Origin of the sequence: Flavobacterium sp. ZT3R18 (genome assembly GCF_007097385.1) — a bacterium.
Taxonomy (GTDB): domain Bacteria; phylum Bacteroidota; class Bacteroidia; order Flavobacteriales; family Flavobacteriaceae; genus Flavobacterium.
Genome location: NZ_VJZS01000004.1, coordinates 59,382 through 80,034, shown reverse-complemented (window position 1 = coordinate 80,034; position 20,653 = coordinate 59,382). Strand labels below are relative to the sequence as shown.

The following is a 20,653-nucleotide window of genomic DNA, read 5'->3' as shown; positions in this document are numbered from 1 at the left end:
TAATTTTTTAGATTTTTAACATTTCAGTTTGTAATCTTCATCTACAGGATAATACATAAATATACAAGCAAAACCGGCTTCGGGATCATTAATATGATTGTACAATGGTTTTATCCATCTAAATCCCGCTTTTTTTTGAGGTGTCACCGTAGGATCTGTAAACTTCTTAATTTCTAATGCGTAACAGTATTCCTCAATGGTCATTTTATCTTTTACTTTACCGTAACCAATGGTCATTCCTGCTATAAGCTGGCCTTTTAACCTTAGTTTTTTACAAATTTCTTGTCTTACTGTGTACATTTCTTTAGAAAGCCCTAATCCTCGATATTCTGGCAAAATCCCCATGTCTATTCCGTACATCCATTCTCCGTCTGCGACATGTGCATTGGTAATCCACAAATTATCCGAAGACTCCAAAAAAGTAGCTTCCTGTGTTGGAAAATTACATCGAAACGTACTTGCAGAACCCACAATTACCCCGTCCCTTTCTAACACAATCTGCCCTTCTGGAAATACTTTGATATGATTTATAAAATGATTCCTGTTTAACAACTCTGTTGGATCCAAAGTAGGATAACATTGTTGCTGAACATATTCCATCTGAACTGCATCTTCCGGAGTTGCATTTCGGATTATAAACTCATTAAACAAGACTTCTTTATAAATCATAACTCATTTATTTATAACACAAAACCTGCCATTAAATACAACAAAGAGGAAGCTACAAATATTACCAATTGGTATGGAAATTGAGAAATCCCATGTTGCATCATATCGACTTTACAAGATTGTGCCGTTAATACTCGATTGTCTGAGAAAAAACAAGCTGCCGCTCCCCAAACTGTTCCAGAGGCCAATGCTCCTTGGGTTAACCAAAAATTGGCTCCTAATGTATGCGAAAGTAATGCTGCGGTAGGAACTAGAATAGCGTAGATTCCCCAGTTTGAACCCGTTGCCCAACAAATCCAAGATACCAAACCAAAAACAATAAAAGGCAAAGTGGCATTATTCAACCAACTGATTCCTTGCAATTTTGCGGCAACAAATTCATTAAATCCTAATGCATTTTGAACATCTTTTAGTAAATAAGTAAACCCCAAAACGGTTAATACGAATGTTATGGTTTCTAATCCTAAAACAAAATGTTTCGATATTTTAGCAAATTTAATTACTTTGAAAAGGAAAAAATACAGATACGTAAATACTACTGCTGTAACAATACCACGTAGAGCATCGATACTACCAAAGATATATTCTGTCGAAAAAGTGAAGCTTCCCCAATAGTCCATATCAAATGGGTAAGGAAAAACAGTACACCATATTAAAACAAGTATTGGCAGTATAAAATAAATTAGTTTACCTTGTTTCGCATTGGGCTTTGGTGCTTTAATCATCGATTGATCAATTGGTTTCACGTTGGCTTCAGCTTCTTTAATTGCTTTAGAATCTGGAATTATTTGAAAAACAATTAAGCCTCCCATGATTAATGAAATCCAAGCCGAAAAATTATAAGGTATAGTCCCCAAAAAAGCCTGAATTGGATTGGTTATTGCCACACCCGCACCATCTAAAACACCACCGTCTATAGCTACAATCTGTGTTCCATAAAATATAGTCCAAGTCGAAATAGGAAAAAGAATAGTGATAGGCACACAAACTGTTGTCAATACCAGCGCCAGTTTTTCTCTAGAAACCCCAAACTTATCCGTTATAGGTCTCATGGTGTTTCCCACAGATAAAGCACTCAAATAATCATCCAAGAAAAAGAAAAAACTCAAAAAGTAAGTCATTATCAAGGATTGTTTCTTGTTTTTTACATGGTTCTCAGAATATCTACCAACGGCTTTAATCCCCCCAGATGCATTTAACAACTGAACAAACGCTCCATATAATATACAAACCAAAATAACCCATATTAATCCTTGATCGTGTGCATCTCTGGAAATCGAAGTAAACATCCCGTCAAACATATTCAAAGGAAAAATCATTCCTTTCCCGTCTGGAAAATATTCTTCGGAACCGCCGTGCTGTGCCAATAAAACAAACCCAATAGAACAACCAATAATTAAAGGCTCTAAAGCTTTTCGAGTAATCATGGCAATTCCCAATACCGTAAATGCAGGAACTAAGGCATGCCAATGGACAAAATAACAAAGTGTAGCCAAGAATAATAAGGCAACTCCAATAATAGTAGATACTGATTTCATAAATTTAATAGATTAGTTTTTTTTGGTTATAGTTAATAACAATAATTTAAACTGGTCAGGATTTAAATTAACAACCTATATAGAATGACTTATTTCAACTTTTGTTATTGTAAATAAATTAACATCTATGTGATTATTTTGTAAATCTAACAATATTTTCAATACATGCAAAAAAATTTATTGATTTTTTATTAATTTTTGTATATTTGAAAAAACCAAAAAACAATCATTATGTCATTTAACGAAGTAAAAAACTTTATAAATGGGGAGTTTAAGGCTGGAAGTTCTACAAAAACCCACTCGATTATCTCTCCTTTAGACGGTAAGGAATTATCTACTTTCCACGAATCTACTATGGAAGATTTGAATGAAATTATAGTCGCAGCACAAAAAGCGCAAAAGGCTTGGCAAAAAGTCACCTTGAAAGAAAGAGTGCAAGTATTTTATAAATACAAGCAATTATTAGAGAAAAACAGTGACGAACTAACCGAAATCATTCACAGAGAAAACGGAAAGATTCATAGCGAAGCCAAAGCCGAAATTGACAAAGCCATTGAGCTGACCGAATTTGCCTGTTCTTTACCTCAATTTATGAATGGCGAAAACATGGAAGTGAGTAAAGGCGTTTTTTGTTCTTCCACAAAAGTCCCTTTAGGAATCGTAGCTTCCATTGTACCCTTTAATTTTCCGACAATGGTACCGCATTGGACTATTGTAAACGCAATAGCTCTTGGAAATGCTTTCATTCTAAAACCTTCGGAAGCAGTGCCCATAAGCAGTCAATATACCGCCAAACTCTTAAAAGAAGCTGGACTTCCTGATGGATTGTTCAATATTATCAATGGAACACAAACTACCGTAGAAAACATTTGTGACCATCCCGGAATTCAGGCGATCACTTTTGTGGGGTCTACCAAAGTCGCCAAAATTGTGTACCAAAGAGCGAGCAACAACCTAAAACAAGTACTGGCGCTTGGAGGTGCAAAAAATCATATCCTATTATTACCCGATGCTCACCCAGAAATGGCTTCCTCTAATATTGTTGCTTCCATGAGCGGCTGTGCAGGACAAAGATGCATGGCGGCAGCAACCTTGATTGCCGTAGGAAATTGTGATGCAATACTGGATCGACTAATTACAGATGCCCAAAAAATTCAATGTGGAACTACTCTAGGTTCTGTTATTTCTAAAGCCGCCAAAGACAGAATTGAAGCCTATATTACCGAGGCAGAACAACAAGGGGCCAAAATTATTTTAGACGGACGCAACACTACTGTTCCTGGAAAAGAAAATGGCTTTTATGTAGGCACAACCCTAATTGACAACGCTACAGCCGATATGAAAATTGCCCGAGAAGAAGTTTTTGGTCCTGTCCTAGCTATCGTTCGTGTGAATACCATTGATGAAGCATTGGCAATAGAAAACGCCAATCCGTATGGAAATGCTTGTTCTGTTTTTACTCAAAATGGCGGCTTGGCCAATTATGTTACCGAGCATGCTTCGGCTGGAATGTGTGGTGTAAATATTGGCGTTCCAGTTCCTAGAGAGCCTTTTGGTTTTGGAGGATGGAATCAATCCCGTTTTGGTTCTGGCGATATTACCGGAAAAAGTGCTATTGGTTTTTTTACCAAAGAAAAGAAAACCACCACCAAATGGAATCCCGAAGCAGGAACCAATTGGATGAGCTAGGGTTTTTAACTTTTTTTTTTGTAATTTTAGTTTTCTAACCACAAATAACCAAATAGTAATGATACGAAAAGCTACACTACAAGACTTAGATCAATTGACTAATCTATTTGATCAATATGTTGTTTTTTATAAGAAACCGTCCGATTATGAAAAGCACAAAGAGTACCTAAAGGAACGAATAGAAAATAATGAAGCCACGATTTTCATCGCCAGCGACGATACTAATCCTGACAAAATCATTGGTTTTGCTCTTATTTACGTTACTTTTTCTTCATTGGCACTCAATAAAATTTTGATTCTAAATGATCTTTTTGTTGACGCTTCTATCCGAAAAAACGGAATTGGCGAAAAACTAATTCTAAAAACAGTTGAATTCGCAAAAGAATTAGGTTCTAATTTAGTTCGATTAAGAACTGCAAAAAACAACATCATTGCCCAAGGTTTATACAACAAAATGGGCTTTGTAAGAGAAGACTACCTTTATAGTTACGACCTTACTGTCAACTAATTAAAAACTTAAAAAAAACCAAACAACGAATGTTAAGCAAAGAACAAATCATAAGTGACAGCAAAGAATTTAGTTTATTTTCATGGTCGGCACAAGCCAGTGTAAACCCAATCGCAATAGAAAGAGCCGAAGGTGTTTATTTATACGACTACGATGGCAACAAAATAATCGACTTTTCGTCTGGATTAATGTCTGTAAATATAGGCCATGGTGATCAAAGAGTTACGGCAGCAGTGGTAGAGCAAATGCAAAAAGTAAGTTTTGTAACACCAACCTGCACCACCGAAATAAGAGCTAAACTGGCTAGAAAATTATCCGAAATATGTCCTGGGGATTTGAACAAAGCCTTCTTTACATTATGCGGGACTTCCTCTGTAGATAATGCCATAAAACTGGCACGATTATATACCGGAAGACATAAAATCATTGGGCGATACCGAGCTTTTCATGGCGGTTCAATTGGTGGAATGTCAGTTGGTGGCGATCCCCGAAAACTGGCCAATGACGCCCAACAAATGCCCAATGCAGTACTACTAGACGATCCTTACTATTTCTTTGGTATGAAAGATCTGGATGAGGCTACAAAATTGAGTTTAAGCCTGGAATATGTAGAAAGAATAATCCATTTTGAAGGAAAAACGAATATTGCTGCCTTTATTTTTGAAGGCGAAAGCGGCTCTTCGGGCTGTTTGCATTATCCAAAAGGGTACATAAAAGGAGTTAAATCCCTTTGCGAAAAATACGACATCCTTTTTATTGCCGATGAAGTAATGAGTGGATTTGGAAGAACCGGAAAATGGTTTGGATTTGAAAACCATGACATTATTCCTGATATGGTGTGTATGGCCAAAGGATTAACCTCCTCTTATCTTCCGTTAGGCTGTTTAATGGTTTCAGATAAAATAGCGGAGAAATTCGATAATACGCCAATGATGATTGGTCTTACTTACAATGCCCATCCTGTTGCTTTGGCAGCTGCATTGGCGGTAATAAACATTTACGAAAGTGACCATTTAATAGCCAACACTAAAAAAATGGGGGCTTATCTGGAATCAAAAATAGAGGCAATGCGAGCGAAACATCCAAGTATGGGCGCTTTTAGAAACACAGGTTTACTAGGATGTTTGGATGTTCTAAAAAACAAAACCACAGGAGAATTAATCGCTCCCTACAATGCCAGTGGAGACGAACTAAAAGTAACCAATCTTATTGCGGCCAAACTAAGAGTTCTGGGATTATACACTTTTGTGCGTTGGGGCTATATTTTTATAGCGCCGCCGTTATGCATCACAGAATCTGAAATAGACGAAGGCTTAGCTATTATTTCGCAAGCCTTATCCATTTCTGATGAACATTTGGTTTAGACAAGATCAGTCTCAGTTTTCAGTTTTCAGTTTTCAATCAAAAAGGGGGTTGATTTTAGAAGAATTTCTAAAATCAACCCCCTTTTTTCAACTAATGTTATGGCTATATTCTAAAACAAACAGCATTTAATTTTAACCATATAAGGAATATAAGTACAGATAAGTTATTGCTTTTTGAACCCTGCTTATATGACCTTATATTTCTTATATGGTAAACCTTTTTATCCTGATCCAGACTGAAAACTAAAAAAAAACCTTTAACAAATACTATCGTTTTGAAAAACCTGATTTATCAATTCGTAGATTTTCTCTTTATCTAATGGTTTAGTAATATAGCCAGAAAATCCAGCCTTGAGAATCCTCTCTTTATCTTCGGTTGAAGAATGAGCTGTTTGAGCAACAATAGGAAGTTCTGGTTTAAACTGTTTGATTTTTTTGAAGGCTTCGTAACCATCTAAAATAGGCATTTTTATATCCATAAAAATCAGGTCAATAGTATCATTTTCGGCACTTATATTGACTACTTCTAAACCATTTCGAGCTCTCAAAACGGTATGGCTTTTTAATTCTAATATCCTTTTTAATAACAAATAATTAATATTATCATCTTCGGCGATTAATATGGTTTTCAAACCAAAATCAAGAGGTAGAATTCCATCCATTTTTAAATCTTTCCCAATATTGTTAGTATCATAAACCAATGGAATGCTAAATTTAAAAACAGAACCTTCTCCATAAAAAGATTCTACTGTAATTTTACCTCCCAACATTTCTACATAAGCTTTAGAAATAGACAAGCCCAATCCCAAACCACTAAGTGATATAGAATAATCATCTTCTACTCTTCTAAAGCGGTCAAAAATAACTTTCAAATCTTTTTTACTAATTCCTAAACCCGTATCTTCAACTCTAAACTCTATGGCCTTTGTTTCATGATTTAGAGTATAGCCAAAAGAAACATGCCCTCTATCTGTAAACTTTATGGAATTTGTCAGTAAATTAACCATGACTTGCCTCAATTTAACCTCATCTGTTAAAATATCATTTGGCAACTTTTCATCACTTTTCATCAAATAAAAATCAACTTTTTTATCTTCTGGAACAATTACTTTTAGAGTACTATACAACTCATTTACAAAATTCTCTATATTCAACCCTTTGTAATTGGGTGTGATTTGCTTGGCGTCAATCTTAGACATTTCTATAAGATCTTCAATAATTGAAACTAGATTTTTGCCACTACTCTTAATAATTTTCAGGTATTTTTTTCTAAATTCTACACTTAGATTATCATCCAAAAGCAAATCAGAAAAACCAACTATAGCATTCATTGGTGTTCTAATTTCATGAGACAAATTAGCTAAAAAAGTAGATTTAAGCTTATCACTTTCTTCCGCCTTTACTTTGGATTTTTCTAACTGAAATCGGTTCTTTCTATGATCATCAAATAAATTTCCGATGTAGCCAAACTCTCCAGGCTCTTTTTTCAAGAGACTGATTGAAATTTCACGATCCGATTCTAAAATATTGGTTACCAATCGCAACGGTTTGTACACCCATTTTCTAGAATAATGAATGGCGGCGATCAAACTAAATAAGGTAACGATTACTATAATCAACAGCAGTTCTCTGGTTTTTTCAAAATTGAGATACGAAGACCTCTGAAACAATAATCTGCCTACAGCAAGATTATCAGTGTCTCTAAGTCTTATTATTGAGGTTACTTTTTTATTGCCAATAGTATTCGCATCGAAATTGCTTAAAAGCTTAATTTTGGAGCTACAGATATCTTCTAAATTCTTTAAATATTTTGGATCCAATACACGAGCCATAAACAGATAACCTGAAGGTCTTGTTTTGTTCTTTTTGGGGTCATTTGAAGGATGAATAGTACCCCCAAACACTTCGACTATCCCTTCTGGAACACGCATATAAAACCTAGAAAACTTGGTTTTATTCAAATGCATCATGGCTTGTACTGGGATAAAATCTTTGAATTTAAAATTAGGAGTGGCTGTGTTTACGATAAATTTTTTCTTTAAATCATAAACCCCAATATAATCCACTTCGTAGGTAGGGAATTCGTTTACAATGTGGTTATTAAACCAAATGGTATCTCTTGACTTTGTAAAACTGACTAATGCATCCCAATAACTAAGATCGTTTATGGTAACAATTTGTGTTTTCGAATTAAAATCAAATAATCTATTTATTTCAGTTTGATATTGATCTGTATTTGACTTAAAAACCTGATCTTCTTGCTTTATCGTATAAAGGTAAAGCGATAGAAATAGGAATATAAAAAGTGAGCAAATCCCAATGATTAACAATACCAATTTAGAGTAAGTCGTTAATTTTAATCTCATTTAGTTAAAAGAATTACAGCAAAAATAGTAACGCAATATACTGTTTTTTTACAATACAAAAAAAACACAACACACTGAATATTTGGATTTACAGTTTACTAACTAATTCATACTATAGTGTGTGTTTTTTTAATCCATTTACAAACAAAAAAACCACCTCAGCGGGTGGTTTCAGATACTTTATTGATTGTAAAATTAACTTTTCACCCCTGTTGATGCCGCAACAACAGTTCCTTTTATAGTCAAAACTTTAACAGTCGTTTCAGCATTAGTAGTTACTGATACCGTTTTAGTAAATCCACCCGCATTAGCTGCATTATAAGTCGCTGTAACTGTACCTGATTTTCCTGGAGCAATTGGAGTTTTGGTGTAATTTGTTGCTGTACAACCACAAGAACCTTGTACATTGGTAACTACAACTGCTGTTTTTCCTGTATTTTTGAATTCAAAAACAATAGGTTTTGGAGTGTTTTGAGGAATATTCCCCACATCTATGGTCTCACTTTTCCACACGATCGAAGAAGTATCAATACTCACTTTTGAAACTACCATTTTTACAGGAGCGATGGCCGAAAATGACATTAAACCTAGAGTTAATGCCAACATTGAAATTTTAATCATTTTCATAATTTGATTTTTTTTTAAATCTGATATAGTTCAGATTTTGGTTAATAATTTGTTTTATTTGATCCATCCAAAAGTAGATTAGAAAAACAGACACCCTTGTTAAGCGCTATCTAATCTTTGTTAACGACTTGTTAATGCAAAAAAGGCATCCAAATTTTGATTAATATTACATAATGAAACTAACCAAACTCAATAGCAGCATCCTAATTGGATTAATCGCAATTATAGGAATCCTAGTAGCACAATTGCTTTGGACGAAAGAAGCCTTTACTATTGAAGAAAAAAAGTTCAGCCAAAAAGCACACGTTGCCTTACTAGAAGTTGCCAAAAAACTATATCAAGGAACCAATCAAGAACTTCCTGGTAAAAATCCAGTACGAAAAATCTCCAATGATTATTATATTGTCAATATTGATAATGATTTTGAACCCGAAATTTTAGAGTTTTATCTCATCTCCGAATTCAAAAAAATGAATATCACTACGGATTTTGAATACGCCATGTACAATTGTCAAAGCGACGAAATGGTCTATGGCAACTACATCTCGCTATCCGAAAAAAAACAAACCAAACATTCCGTACATTTTCCCAAACATAAAAATTTAGTCTATTATTTTGCCATTCGATTTCCTAACGAAACTAATTATCTGTTCAGTTCATTAAAATTTTGGTTTGTACTTTCGATTGCGTTAATTGTTATTTTACTGGTTTATGTATATTCTATTTTTACGCTTTTACAGCAAAAGAAATACTCCGATTTACAACGCGATTTCATTAATAATATGACGCACGAATTCAAAACGCCTTTGTCCTCCATACTAATTGCTTCCAATTACCTCATCAAGCAAAATCCAATTCTGCAAGACGAAAAACTGGAAAAGTACACCCATATTATCATTGACCAAAGCAATAAATTAAACCAACATATAGAGAAAATTTTGACCGTTGCAAAGTCTGATAATGCTCCTTTAGTGTTGAACAAAAACCAGCTGAATGTTCTACCTATACTAGAATCTGTAATTGAAAACATTAAGCTAAAACATCCCGAAACCAATATAGAAATCAAAACCAATTTGGCCGCAATTACCATTGAAGCTGATGAATTTCACTTCTCCAATTTGGTTTACAACCTACTGGATAATGCGATAAAATACTGCGAAAACAAACCCGAAATTAATATCGCTATTGCAAAAGTTGGAAAGCATTTACAATTAAGTTTTACCGACAACGGCATTGGAATTTCCTCTAAAAACATTCCCTTTATATTTGATAAATTTTACAGGATTCCGAGTCAAAAAAGCAATGAAGTCACTGGTTTTGGATTGGGTTTGTACTATGCGAAAAAAGTGTGTGACCTGCACCACTGGAAAATAACTGTAAAATGCAATCTAGAAAAAGGTTGTACCTTTTCACTACTAATTCCACAAAACTAAATGAGTACTGTTCGAATACTATATACCGAAGACGATGCAACACTAGCATTCTTAACCAAAGACAACTTAGAGCAAAACCACTATGAAGTGACCCATTGTGAAGATGGGGCTGCAGGTTTCGAAGCTTTCAAAAAAGGCGTTTTCGATATTTGTATTTTGGATATAATGATGCCAAAAATGGACGGCTTTGAATTGGCTGCCGAAATCAGGAAACTCGATACCGACGTTCCAATTATTTTTCTATCGGCCAAAACTCTGAAAGAAGACCGCATCAAAGGCCTGCGGTTAGGAGCTGATGATTATCTTGTAAAGCCTTTTAGCATTGAAGAATTACTCCTTAAAATTGAAATATTTTTGAGACGTTCCCGCAAAAAAAATGCGATTGAAAAATCAATTTATCAAATTGGAAAATACCAATTCGACACCAAAAATTTCATTCTATTCAATGAAACAGAAAAGATACCCCTCACCCAACGCGAAGCGGATCTTTTGAAATTATTTCTCGACAATAAAAATGTAGTTTTAAAACGAGAGCAAATCCTAACTTCTCTTTGGGGCGATGACGATTATTTTATGGGGCGTAGTCTCGATGTTTTTATTTCCCGCCTGCGCAAAATTTTGGTAAATGAGAAAGGGATTGCGATTGAGAATTTACATGGGATTGGGTTTAGGTTTTTTGTGGAGTAACAGATAAGAACCCATTAATAGACTCAAAAAGCGGGGTAATTACATTTCGAAAATAGTCAAATATTCTTTCTCCATCAATTCAATTTCTGAATCGATTAATTTAGCGAAATCTTTTCTTCTCCTTTTTGGGAATATGCCTTTATTTTGATGAAGAAAAAGTATCATTCTGCTAATTTCAGCATCAGGCATATCAACAATTTCTTGAATAGACAACCTCAATTCATCATATCTCATAATAAATTCAAGCTCATTCGGAATGTCTGTCATCACGGTTTCTTGAATCGTTTTTCCTAAGAAAGAAGTTTGTACCGTCAAATCAGGAAAGCGGTAATAACTTTCTATTTCCTCCAAATTTAAAACACGAACGTTCCCTTTATCATCTTTTTCATAATCAATTATTTGCATTAATACTTTAGAAAAATCTTCTAATACCCCATCATATTCTTTGAGATTATTCAATATATGCGCTGAAACTGGGATAATTAAACCATCTTGAACCACTTTATCCCGAACCAAAGTGTCATGAATCAAAAATCGATGCAAACGTCCATTTCCGTCTTCAAATGGATGAATGAAAACAAACCCAAATGACAAAGTGCTGGCTCGAACTAATGCTGATGCAGTTCCCGTTTTTAGAGCAACTTCTTTTAAACCATGCATCAACGAGTGTACAAGTTCTGGCGGTGGGCATATATAATGCAGCATTTCCGAATAATTGGGAAGTGACTGCCCCACATAATTCTGAAAATCGCGATACCGTTTTACGGCAAATCTTGGGTCAACAATTTCATTTTGCAAAAGAGTCAAATACCCCTCATCAAACATATTATCTTCAGCTACTGTCCCCGCTTTCATCAGCAAGGAGACAAAGCGTTCTATCCGTTTTGGCGAAGGTTTTTCATGCTCAATTTCATACGATGATTTTGTTTCTTTTCCGTATAAATAATTAGTCGCTCTAGTAAAGATATCCAACGGATACTCTTTTCGTAGCTGCATTATTTGAGCTGAAATATCAATACTTTGAAAAATTTCTATTTCGGCTGTTTTTCTAACTATTGGACAAAAATCTGGAGTTCCCAGCAAGTTATCGTTGATTTTCCATTTAGAATTCTTAACCGTTTTCCCAACGATATATTTTTTCTCGTCTAATAAATCAACATAATTCCCGGGAATAACAAAGTCTATATCCAACGATTTATCCATAAGAAATTCAAATAGGAAACCAATTTTTTTAGAATATATTCCTGACGGAGAATTACCTATAAAAGCAATAATTTCTTTCTCAGGAATTTTTTTAAAAACTGATTTTAATAAATGAAAATCAAGATAGTCGTATTTCAGCCCAAAAACAAGGTGTTCCAGCGGATTGTTTTCAACGGCAAACTTACTAGATCTAAAGACCTGAAGAACGATGCCTTTTGAAGTTATTTCTATTCCATCCTTTTTTCCAATAAAGGATTGATGCTTCAAAGAACATTTATTCAATTTATAAAATTCTTTCAGCCAAGAAAACCCTATTTTTTGTTCCATACTACTCTCTTTTTTGGAAAAACAATTATTGATCTGGAAAAACAATTAAAATTGAATACAAATATGGAAAAACAATTATTTAATTGCAATCAATTTTTAATAAATTTCATGGAAAAACAATTATTTCATTGGAAAAATAATTATTTTGAATGCTTTTTACGGAAAAACAAATAATCGCTACGGTAAAATTGACAAATCGGAAGGTTTTTATGACAAAACCTATATCTGCTTCGGTAAAATTAATAAAACAAGATACTTTTACTGTAAAACGGATAGACAAATAATTGAAACAGCAACTTTGGCAAAACATGTCCAACAAAAAACCACCTAAAATAATCAGGTGGTTTTTCAATTTCAATTTCTTATTGAAAGATTACAAAGGAATATTCCCGTGTTTTCTATCTGGAGTAACACTTACTTTATTCTCCAGCATGCTAAACGCTTTTATCAATTTGCGTCTCGTGTCTTGCGGAAGGATCACCTCATCTACAAAACCACGTTGTGCTGCTGTGTACGGATTGGCAAACAAATCAGCGTATTCGGCTTCTTTTTCCAAGAGTTTAGCCTCATGGTCTTCGGCGTCGTAGATTTCTTTTTTGAAGATAATTTCCGAGGCACCTTTAGCTCCCATTACGGCAATCTCGGCAGTAGGCCAGGCAAAATTCATGTCGGCACCAATGTGTTTGGAATTCATTACATCATAAGCTCCACCATAGGCTTTACGGGTAATCACGGTAATTCTTGGCACGGTTGCTTCACTTAAGGCATAAAGCAATTTCGCTCCGTGAACAATGATACCGTTCCACTCTTGGTCGGTTCCCGGCAAAAAGCCCGGTACATCTACCAATACCAATAACGGAATATTAAACGCATCACAAAAACGGGTAAATCGCGCCGCTTTTTTCGAACTGTTGACATCCAGACAACCCGCCAAAAACATCGGTTGGTTGGCTACAATTCCGATGCTTCGGCCTCCCAATCGGGCAAAACCCACAAGGATGTTTTCGGCATAATTTTTATGAATCTCAAAAAACGAATCTTCGTCAATAATCCCAGCTATCACAGCGTGCATGTCATAAGGCTTATTCGGATTATCCGGAATAATACCGGCTAATTGCTCGCGTACCTCATCTTGGAGTTCGTACGGCAAATTGCGTGCAGTTTCTTTATTATTTTGAGGTAAATAACTCAACAATCGCTTGAGGTCTTCCAAACAAACCACATCATTTGTCGAGGTGCAATGTGCCACACCCGACTTGGTAGAATGCGTACTTGCCCCTCCCAATTCCTCTGAAGTTACCGATTCATTCGTCACTGTTTTTACCACATTTGGCCCCGTTACAAACATATAACTGGTGTCTTCAACCATCATCGTAAAATCAGTCATGGCAGGAGAATACACCGCTCCACCGGCGCAAGGTCCCATAATCGCGGAGATTTGCGGAATCACGCCACTGGCTTGTACGTTTCTAAAGAAAATATCGGCATAACCGCCCAAAGAACGAACGCCTTCCTGAATACGTGCCCCACCAGAATCGTTCAGTCCAATCATAGGCGCACCCATTTTGACTGCCATATCCATTATTTTACAAATTTTCTCGGCATGTGTTTCGGATAACGAACCACCAAAAACCGTAAAATCTTGTGCAAAAATATAAACCAATCTACCGTTGATGGTTCCGTATCCTGTAATGACTCCATCGCCATAATACATTTCTTTTTCCATTCCAAAATCAGTAGTTCGGTGGGTCACCAACATCCCGATTTCTTCAAAAGAACCTTCATCCATCAAATAATCGATGCGTTCCCTTGCCGTTAGTTTTTTATTCGAATGCTGTTTCGCAATACGTTTTATTCCTCCACCCAAATGGGCTTCGGCAATTTTATCGTTTAGTGTTTTTATTTTGTCTTGCATAATTTACTGAATTGGTAAGCGTACGATTTTTTGGTCCTCAAAATACTGTTTCAATGCCACCAAAGCAGCAATTTCGGCTTCTTGCGCCATTTGGTTTTTCAATACATCGGCATTGTAATATTGCTTCACAAAATGCGTATCAAATTTTCCGGAACGAAACGCCTCATGTTCAAAAACAAACTTACCGAAAGGCAAAGTCGTCTGCACTCCTTCTACCTGATAGTCTTCAATCGCTTTAATCATCAACTGAATCGCTTCTTCACGGGTTTGTCCGTAAGTGATCAATTTAGCCAACATCGGGTCATAATAAATCGGAATATCCATACCTTGTTCAAAACCATTATCCACACGAATTCCTTCGCCAACAGGCAATTGATACACATCCAAATGACCCACACTCGGCAAGAAATCATTCAGCGGATCTTCGGCATACACACGCAATTCCAATGCATGTCCTTTTATTTTCAAGTCTTCTTGTTTGATAGTCAATGCTTCTCCCCTTGCCACTCTAATTTGCAGTTCAACCAAGTCGGTACCGGTAATCAGTTCCGTAACGGGGTGCTCCACCTGCAAACGGGTATTCATTTCCAGGAAGTAGAAATTATTGTTTTCGTCTAATAAAAATTCAACAGTTCCTGCTCCTAAGTAATCACAAGATTTAGCCACTAAGACCGCCGCTTCACCCATTTTTTTACGCAATTCTGGCGTTAAAACTGCCGAAGGTGCTTCTTCAACCACCTTTTGATGACGACGTTGAATGCTGCATTCTCTTTCAAACAAATATAAAATGTTGCCATGACTGTCTGCCATCACCTGAATTTCGATATGTCGTGGAGAAGCCACATATTTCTCGATAAAAACCGAACCATCGCCAAAAGCCGAAATCGCTTCGCTTATCGCACGATTCATTTGGGACTCAAAATCAGCTTCACTTTCTACCACACGCATTCCTTTTCCTCCACCACCAGCCGAAGCTTTAATCAAGATAGGAAAACCAATTGATGTTGCGGCTTGCTTCGCTTTTTCAATATCCGTAATCGCCTCGTCAATACCGGGAACCATCGGAATATTATAGGCTTTCACGGCATCTTTCGCCGCCAGTTTACTTCCCATGATTTTAATGGCTTTCGACTTGGGACCAATAAAAATGATATTGTTTTTCTCGGCTTCTTCGGCAAAATCGGCGTTTTCACTCAAGAAACCATATCCTGGATGAATCGCATCTACATTCAAAGATTTGGCGACTTCAATAATTTTGCTTCCTAATAAATACGATTGGTTTGATGGAGATTCCCCAATCCAAACCGCTTCATCGGCAAATTTTACGTGCGGTGCATTTCTATCGGCAGTAGAATATACTGCCACGGTTTTAATGCCCATTTTCTGTGCGGTTTTCATCACCCTAATGGCAATTTCCCCTCTATTGGCAACTAATATTTTTTGCATAATTTTACTCGAATTCAATTAATAACTGCCCTTTGTCTACCGCGTCTCCCGTACTCACCGAAATGGATTTAATCACCCCATCTCTTGGCGAAAGAAAACTATTCTCCATTTTCATCGCACCCAAAATGATCAAATTATCATTCTCTTTTACGGTTTGTCCGACAACGACACTAATTTCCAAAATTAATCCCGGCATAGGTGCTTTGATCGCGTTAACCTGTTTGGTCAACCCTACCTCAAACCCCATTTCTTTGATAAGGACGTCCAAAGGATTTGAAATCGCTACCGTATAATTGGTATTGTTTACCTTAACCGTATAGCTTTTGTGATTGAAATCCGAAGTGATGATTTCCGCTTTATAAGGTGTGTTTTGATGCAGTACATGAAATTCATTTACTCCCGTAGGTACGGCATCCAGTTGAGAAATACTTTCCTTTTCAAAATCAAATTGAAAAGTGTCATTTACTTTTACTTTAAAGGTTGGACTCATTATATATGTATTTTGTAGCGGTAAAAATAGTCAAAGAAAATGGTAGTGAATAAAAAAATAAATTTATATCGCATTTTTATAATTGAAAAACGCCTATTTAATGTGTTTTCACGAACAAAAACTGAGATTAAAATAAAAATAAGTAAAATTTTACCATTGTATTGATTTTAAATATAAATTTAATAATTCGTAAAAAACAGAATTTTCTTAAAACAGTAAACACCTATATAACTAACAAGTATCAGTTTCGATTTTAAAAATATCATTTATTAATCAAAAACAAAATTTTATGAGCACACATTTAAAAAAAACGTTGTCCCCTCTATTGCTTTGGGGTTTGGGAGTAGGTTATGTGATTTCTGGAATGTATTTTGGATGGAATTTAGGTCTGGAAAAAGCGGGGACTTATGGAATGGGAATTGCCACAATAATAATTGCAATTATGTATGCCTGTTTTAGTTTTTCGTATTCTGAATTAGCCTGTGCCATACCCAAAGCTGGAGGTGGTTTTGATTATGCCAATAGAGCCTTTGGAAAAGATCTTGGTTTCGTTACTGGTTTGGCGCAAATTGTTGAATTTGTATTTGCTCCGCCAGCCATTGCATTTGCCATTGGCGCCTATTTAAATCTAAACTTCCCTCAGATAAATATTGTTTGTTTTGCAATTATTGCTTACTTCATATTTACAATTCTTAATATAATTGGTGTTAAACTTGCTGCAACATTCGAATTATTGATAACAATTCTAGCCGTTGGCGAATTAATTTTATTTTTTGGTGTTACAATTCCACATTTTACTGTCGAAAATTTTACTCATAATCCAAGTATAAATGGTTTGGGTGGCATATTTGCAGCAATCCCATTTGCAATCTGGTTTTTTCTTGGAATAGAAGGAATTGCTAATGTAGCAGAAGAATCTAAAAATCCGCAAAGAGATATTACAAAAGGATTTGGAAGTGCGCTTTTTACATTATTACTATTATGTGTACTGGTTTATGTTGCCGCTATTGGTGTTGGTGGTTGGGAAAAAGTAGTTTATAAAGCAGACGGCAGTCTATCCGATTCTCCCTTGCCAATGGCTATGAGTATGGTAGTTTCTTCAAATAGTATCATGTATCAATTGCTTATTGGCGTTGGTCTTTTTGGGCTAATTGCTTCTTTTCACGGACTTATACTTGCAGGCGGTAGAGCAACAATGGAGTTTGGAAAAGTAAGTTACGCACCAAAATTTCTTGGAAAAGTAAATGAAAAATTTAAAACCCCTTCAAATGCACTGATAATAAATATGCTTTTGGGAATTATAGCTTTATTCACAAACAAAACTGGCGACATTATTACAATAGCCGTTTTTGGAGCACTTACTTTATATGTACTTTCTATGATGTCTTTATTAAAATTACGTCAAACGGAGCCAGAATTGGAACGCCCTTTTGTTGTACCAATGTATCCAATTCTACCTATTGTGGCTTTAGTTATCGGATTGATATCGCTTGTTGCAATGAGTTATTATAACCAGACTTTAGCTTTGTATTATTTTGGATTTATCATTATCAGTTATATATTGTTCAAAATTTTTCATAAATAACACATTGAATGCTATTAAATTGCATAGTTTCATAATGATTGTAAACTGAATTCACAAATCAAGTCTCTGTTGTAACTATCTATGAATTTGATTAACACAAAAAAACAAACTCTAAAAACACATCATTTTTTAAACCCTTTTATAAATTCAAAAAAAACATTAAAAATGAACAAGGCTGAAATTATAGATTACATAAAACATCATCCTTCTGGCAAAGTAAAGCTAGCTATTTGTGACATTGATGGCGTTTTGAGAGGTAAATATATCTCTAAGGAAAAGTTTCTATCCATTTATGAAAGTGATTTTGGATATTGTGATGTAGTTTTTGGTTGGGATATGGCCGATGTGTCTTATGACAATAGCACTTATACTGGATGGCACACTGGATATCCAGATGCCAAAGTAAAACTGGATTTCAACACATTTCGAAAAATTCCTTGGGAAAACAACATACCCTTTTTTCTTGGCGAATTTATAAAAGTTGATGGAAATCCACTTGAAATTTGCCCAAGACAATTATTAAAAAAAATAGAAAATCAAGCCAATATAGCTGGATTTACACCTTTGGTTTCTCAAGAGTTTGAATGGTTTAATTTTGCCGAAACTCCAGAATCGGCTGCAGCCAAAAATTTTCAAAACCTCAATCCTCTTACCCCAGGAATGTTTGGATATTCTATTTTGAGAACCTCGTTAAAGAATGATTATTTTACAGATTTATTCGACCTATTAACTCAATTTGATATTCCTGTAGAAGGATTGCATACCGAAACAGGCCCTGGTACTTATGAAGTTGCCATACAATACGGCACTTCCATTTTGTCTGGAGACAGAGCAACACTTTTTAAAACTTCGGTAAAAGAAATTGCATACAAACATGGCATTATGGCTACTTTTATGGCCAAAATTTCTGAAAACCTACCCGGTTGTGGCGGTCACATACATCAAAGTATTTGGAATGCTGACGCAACCAAAAATTTATTTTTTGACGAAAACGATCCCAACAAAATGGGTGATATGATGCGTAGTTACATTGCGGGTCAATTGCTTTGCTTACCCCAAATTTTACCCATGATTGCGCCAACAGTAAACTCATACAAACGTTTGGTTGAAGGAGCTTGGGCACCAACAACTCTTACTTGGGGGATTGACAATCGCACTGTGGCGTTGCGATCTTTGCCGTTGGGTTCTAAATCCTGCCGACTGGAAACTAGAATTATTGGGGCAGACACCAACCCCTATTTAGCCCTATCGGCTTGTTTGGCCGCTGGATTGTATGGAATAAAAAACAATTTAGAACTCAAACAAGCCCGAACAATTGGAAATGGTTATACCGATGAAAGCAATGGTCGCCTTTCTAAAAATTTAATAGACAGTACCCTACTAATGAAGAATTCAAAAATTGCAAACGAACTTTTTGGCGAAACATTTGTTCAACATTTTGCACAATCCAGAGAATGGGAGTGGAGACAATTTAGCAAAGTAGTAACCGATTGGGAAATGAAACGCTATTTTGAAATAATTTAATTTATTCTCAATAGAACCAAAGATTCTAAGACACTAAGTTGCTAAGATTAAAGCTGACAATTAAAACACAAAAGCCACGATTCTTAGAAACTTAGCAACTAAAAAAAAACGAATAGTTAAAAAACAAAACACACAACAAAAAATATGATATCACAATTTAATTTCCCGACAATAATTCGTTTTGGAGCAGGTGTTATAAAAGAATTGCCTGCCTATTTATTAAAAAACGGATTCAAAAAGCCTTTAATCGCAACGGATCCAAATGTCTTTGCATTACCTTTTTTTAAAACAATAATTACCGATTTGAAAGAGGCTGGTTTTGAACCAGAAATATTTTACGATATTCACAAAAACCCAGTAAAATCTGATGTTTATAAAGGTGGAGACGCCTATGACACTGCTAAATGCGATTGTATAATTGGTATAGGTGGTGGAGCTGGATTAGATGTAGCAAGAGCCATCGCCTTACGAATCAATCATCGAGAAGACCTTTTTAAATATGACGATTTAATAGGCGGTGATGTGTATATTACAAATGATGTTCCAGTGCTCATTACTATTCCAACTACTGCTGGTACTGGTAGTGAAGTAGGTAGAAGCTCCATTATATCTGATGATGAAACCCATCAAAAAAAGATTTTGTTTTCGCCAAAACTTTTGGCTGCGATTGTGTTTGCCGATCCTATGCTAACTATGGAGCTGCCTGCATTTATCACAGCAGCCACTGGCATGGATGCATTAACACACAATATGGAAGCCTTTTTGGCAAAGAACTACCACCCTATTTGCGATGGAATTGCATTGGAAGGAATAAAACTAATAAGTGAATCTCTAGAAAAAGCGACCAACAATCCAGATATAGAATCACGAAGTAAGATGTTACTGGGTTCCATGATGGGAGCCATTGCATTCCAGAAGGGGCTTGGAGTGGTACACTCTTTGGCTCACCCTCTTTCTTCTTTATTAGACATCCATCATGGCTTGGCAAATGCCATAAATATTCCATACGGTCTGCGTTTCAATATTGAAGGAAACGAAGACAAATTCAAACGAATTGCACAAACTCTAGAATTGAAAGAACATACTGGAGAAGCCGTAGTGCAATACCTTTTTGATTTGAATACCAAAATAAATATTCCCCATAAATTAAGCGAAATAGGGGTCAAATTAGAACATATTGAAACCCTAGCAGATTTGGCATTGGCAGATTTTGCCCATCCAAACAATCCCAAACCAGTGAGTAGAGAAGATTTTAAAAAATTGTATTTAGAAGCGCTTTAAA

At 35.6% G+C, this 20,653-nt stretch carries 16 protein-coding genes; 8 read left to right on the top strand and 8 right to left on the bottom strand.

The genetic code is table 11. From position 1 onward, the window contains the following. Positions 1–15 precede the first annotated feature (15 nt). Together FNW52_RS06210 and FNW52_RS06205 are read right to left on the bottom strand one after the other, a co-directional pair. A complete protein-coding gene (locus FNW52_RS06210; RefSeq protein ID WP_143376599.1) occupies positions 16–669 on the bottom strand; it encodes a GNAT family N-acetyltransferase in 654 nt (217 codons plus the stop codon). A gap of 11 nt (positions 670–680) precedes the next feature. Next, entirely contained in the window at positions 681–2,207 is a 1,527-nt protein-coding gene (locus FNW52_RS06205) for a Na+/H+ antiporter NhaC family protein (RefSeq protein WP_143376598.1), read from the bottom strand. Positions 2,208–2,438: 231 nt separating this feature from the next. Between FNW52_RS06205 and FNW52_RS06200 the strand changes: the two genes are divergently transcribed. Genes FNW52_RS06200 through FNW52_RS06190 form a run of 3 tightly spaced genes read left to right on the top strand, consistent with a single transcriptional unit; the run spans position 2,439 to position 5,768 of the window. After that, the gene (locus FNW52_RS06200) at positions 2,439–3,896 is read left to right on the top strand and encodes a CoA-acylating methylmalonate-semialdehyde dehydrogenase (RefSeq protein WP_143376597.1); all 1,458 of its coding nucleotides are present in this window, start codon (positions 2,439–2,441) and stop codon (positions 3,894–3,896) included. Positions 3,897–3,954: 58 nt separating this feature from the next. Next, positions 3,955–4,404: a GNAT family N-acetyltransferase gene (locus FNW52_RS06195; protein WP_143376596.1), complete on the top strand. Its 450-nt coding sequence runs from the start codon at positions 3,955–3,957 to the stop codon at positions 4,402–4,404. A gap of 29 nt (positions 4,405–4,433) precedes the next feature. After that, positions 4,434–5,768 (top strand): aminotransferase class III-fold pyridoxal phosphate-dependent enzyme, encoded by a 1,335-nt coding sequence (locus tag FNW52_RS06190; protein WP_143376595.1) that lies wholly within the window; start codon positions 4,434–4,436, stop codon positions 5,766–5,768. Positions 5,769–6,025: 257 nt separating this feature from the next. On the opposite strand, the gene FNW52_RS06185 is transcribed toward FNW52_RS06190, so the two are convergent. Together FNW52_RS06185 and FNW52_RS06180 are read right to left on the bottom strand one after the other, a co-directional pair. Continuing rightward, positions 6,026–8,134 (bottom strand): response regulator, encoded by a 2,109-nt coding sequence (locus FNW52_RS06185; RefSeq protein WP_143376594.1) that lies wholly within the window; start codon positions 8,132–8,134, stop codon positions 6,026–6,028. A gap of 195 nt (positions 8,135–8,329) precedes the next feature. After that, positions 8,330–8,761 carry a DUF1573 domain-containing protein gene (locus FNW52_RS06180; RefSeq protein WP_143376593.1) on the bottom strand — a complete coding sequence of 144 codons (432 nt, stop codon included), beginning with the start codon at positions 8,759–8,761 and terminating at the stop codon, positions 8,330–8,332. 173 nt (positions 8,762–8,934) lie between these two features. Between FNW52_RS06180 and FNW52_RS06175 the strand changes: the two genes are divergently transcribed. Together FNW52_RS06175 and FNW52_RS06170 are read left to right on the top strand one after the other, a co-directional pair. After that, positions 8,935–10,194, top strand: a complete 1,260-nt coding sequence (locus FNW52_RS06175; RefSeq protein WP_143376592.1) for a sensor histidine kinase KdpD — start codon at positions 8,935–8,937, stop codon at positions 10,192–10,194. Then, a complete protein-coding gene (locus tag FNW52_RS06170) occupies positions 10,195–10,881 on the top strand; it encodes a response regulator transcription factor (protein WP_143376591.1) in 687 nt (228 codons plus the stop codon). Positions 10,882–10,920: 39 nt separating this feature from the next. On the opposite strand, the gene FNW52_RS06165 is transcribed toward FNW52_RS06170, so the two are convergent. The 4 genes from FNW52_RS06165 to FNW52_RS06150 all read right to left on the bottom strand — a co-directional run bounded on the left by FNW52_RS06165 (position 10,921) and on the right by FNW52_RS06150 (position 16,262). Beyond that, positions 10,921–12,411 (bottom strand): Fic family protein, encoded by a 1,491-nt coding sequence (locus FNW52_RS06165; protein ID WP_143376590.1) that lies wholly within the window; start codon positions 12,409–12,411, stop codon positions 10,921–10,923. A gap of 373 nt (positions 12,412–12,784) precedes the next feature. Continuing rightward, positions 12,785–14,326 carry an acyl-CoA carboxylase subunit beta gene (locus tag FNW52_RS06160; protein ID WP_143376589.1) on the bottom strand — a complete coding sequence of 514 codons (1,542 nt, stop codon included), beginning with the start codon at positions 14,324–14,326 and terminating at the stop codon, positions 12,785–12,787. Positions 14,327–14,329: 3 nt separating this feature from the next. Then, the gene (gene accC / locus FNW52_RS06155; RefSeq protein ID WP_143376588.1) at positions 14,330–15,772 is read right to left on the bottom strand and encodes an acetyl-CoA carboxylase biotin carboxylase subunit; all 1,443 of its coding nucleotides are present in this window, start codon (positions 15,770–15,772) and stop codon (positions 14,330–14,332) included. A gap of 4 nt (positions 15,773–15,776) precedes the next feature. After that, positions 15,777–16,262 (bottom strand): acetyl-CoA carboxylase biotin carboxyl carrier protein subunit, encoded by a 486-nt coding sequence (locus tag FNW52_RS06150; RefSeq protein WP_143376587.1) that lies wholly within the window; start codon positions 16,260–16,262, stop codon positions 15,777–15,779. A gap of 289 nt (positions 16,263–16,551) precedes the next feature. Between FNW52_RS06150 and eat the strand changes: the two genes are divergently transcribed. From eat to FNW52_RS06135, 3 genes are all read left to right on the top strand, one after another. Further along, positions 16,552–17,847 (top strand): ethanolamine permease, encoded by a 1,296-nt coding sequence (gene eat / locus FNW52_RS06145; RefSeq protein WP_143376586.1) that lies wholly within the window; start codon positions 16,552–16,554, stop codon positions 17,845–17,847. 165 nt (positions 17,848–18,012) lie between these two features. Then, positions 18,013–19,371: a glutamine synthetase family protein gene (locus FNW52_RS06140; protein ID WP_143376585.1), complete on the top strand. Its 1,359-nt coding sequence runs from the start codon at positions 18,013–18,015 to the stop codon at positions 19,369–19,371. A gap of 144 nt (positions 19,372–19,515) precedes the next feature. Beyond that, positions 19,516–20,652, top strand: coding sequence for an iron-containing alcohol dehydrogenase (locus FNW52_RS06135; RefSeq protein ID WP_143376584.1), 1,137 nt, complete (start codon positions 19,516–19,518; stop codon positions 20,650–20,652). Position 20,653: the final 1 nt, after the last annotated feature.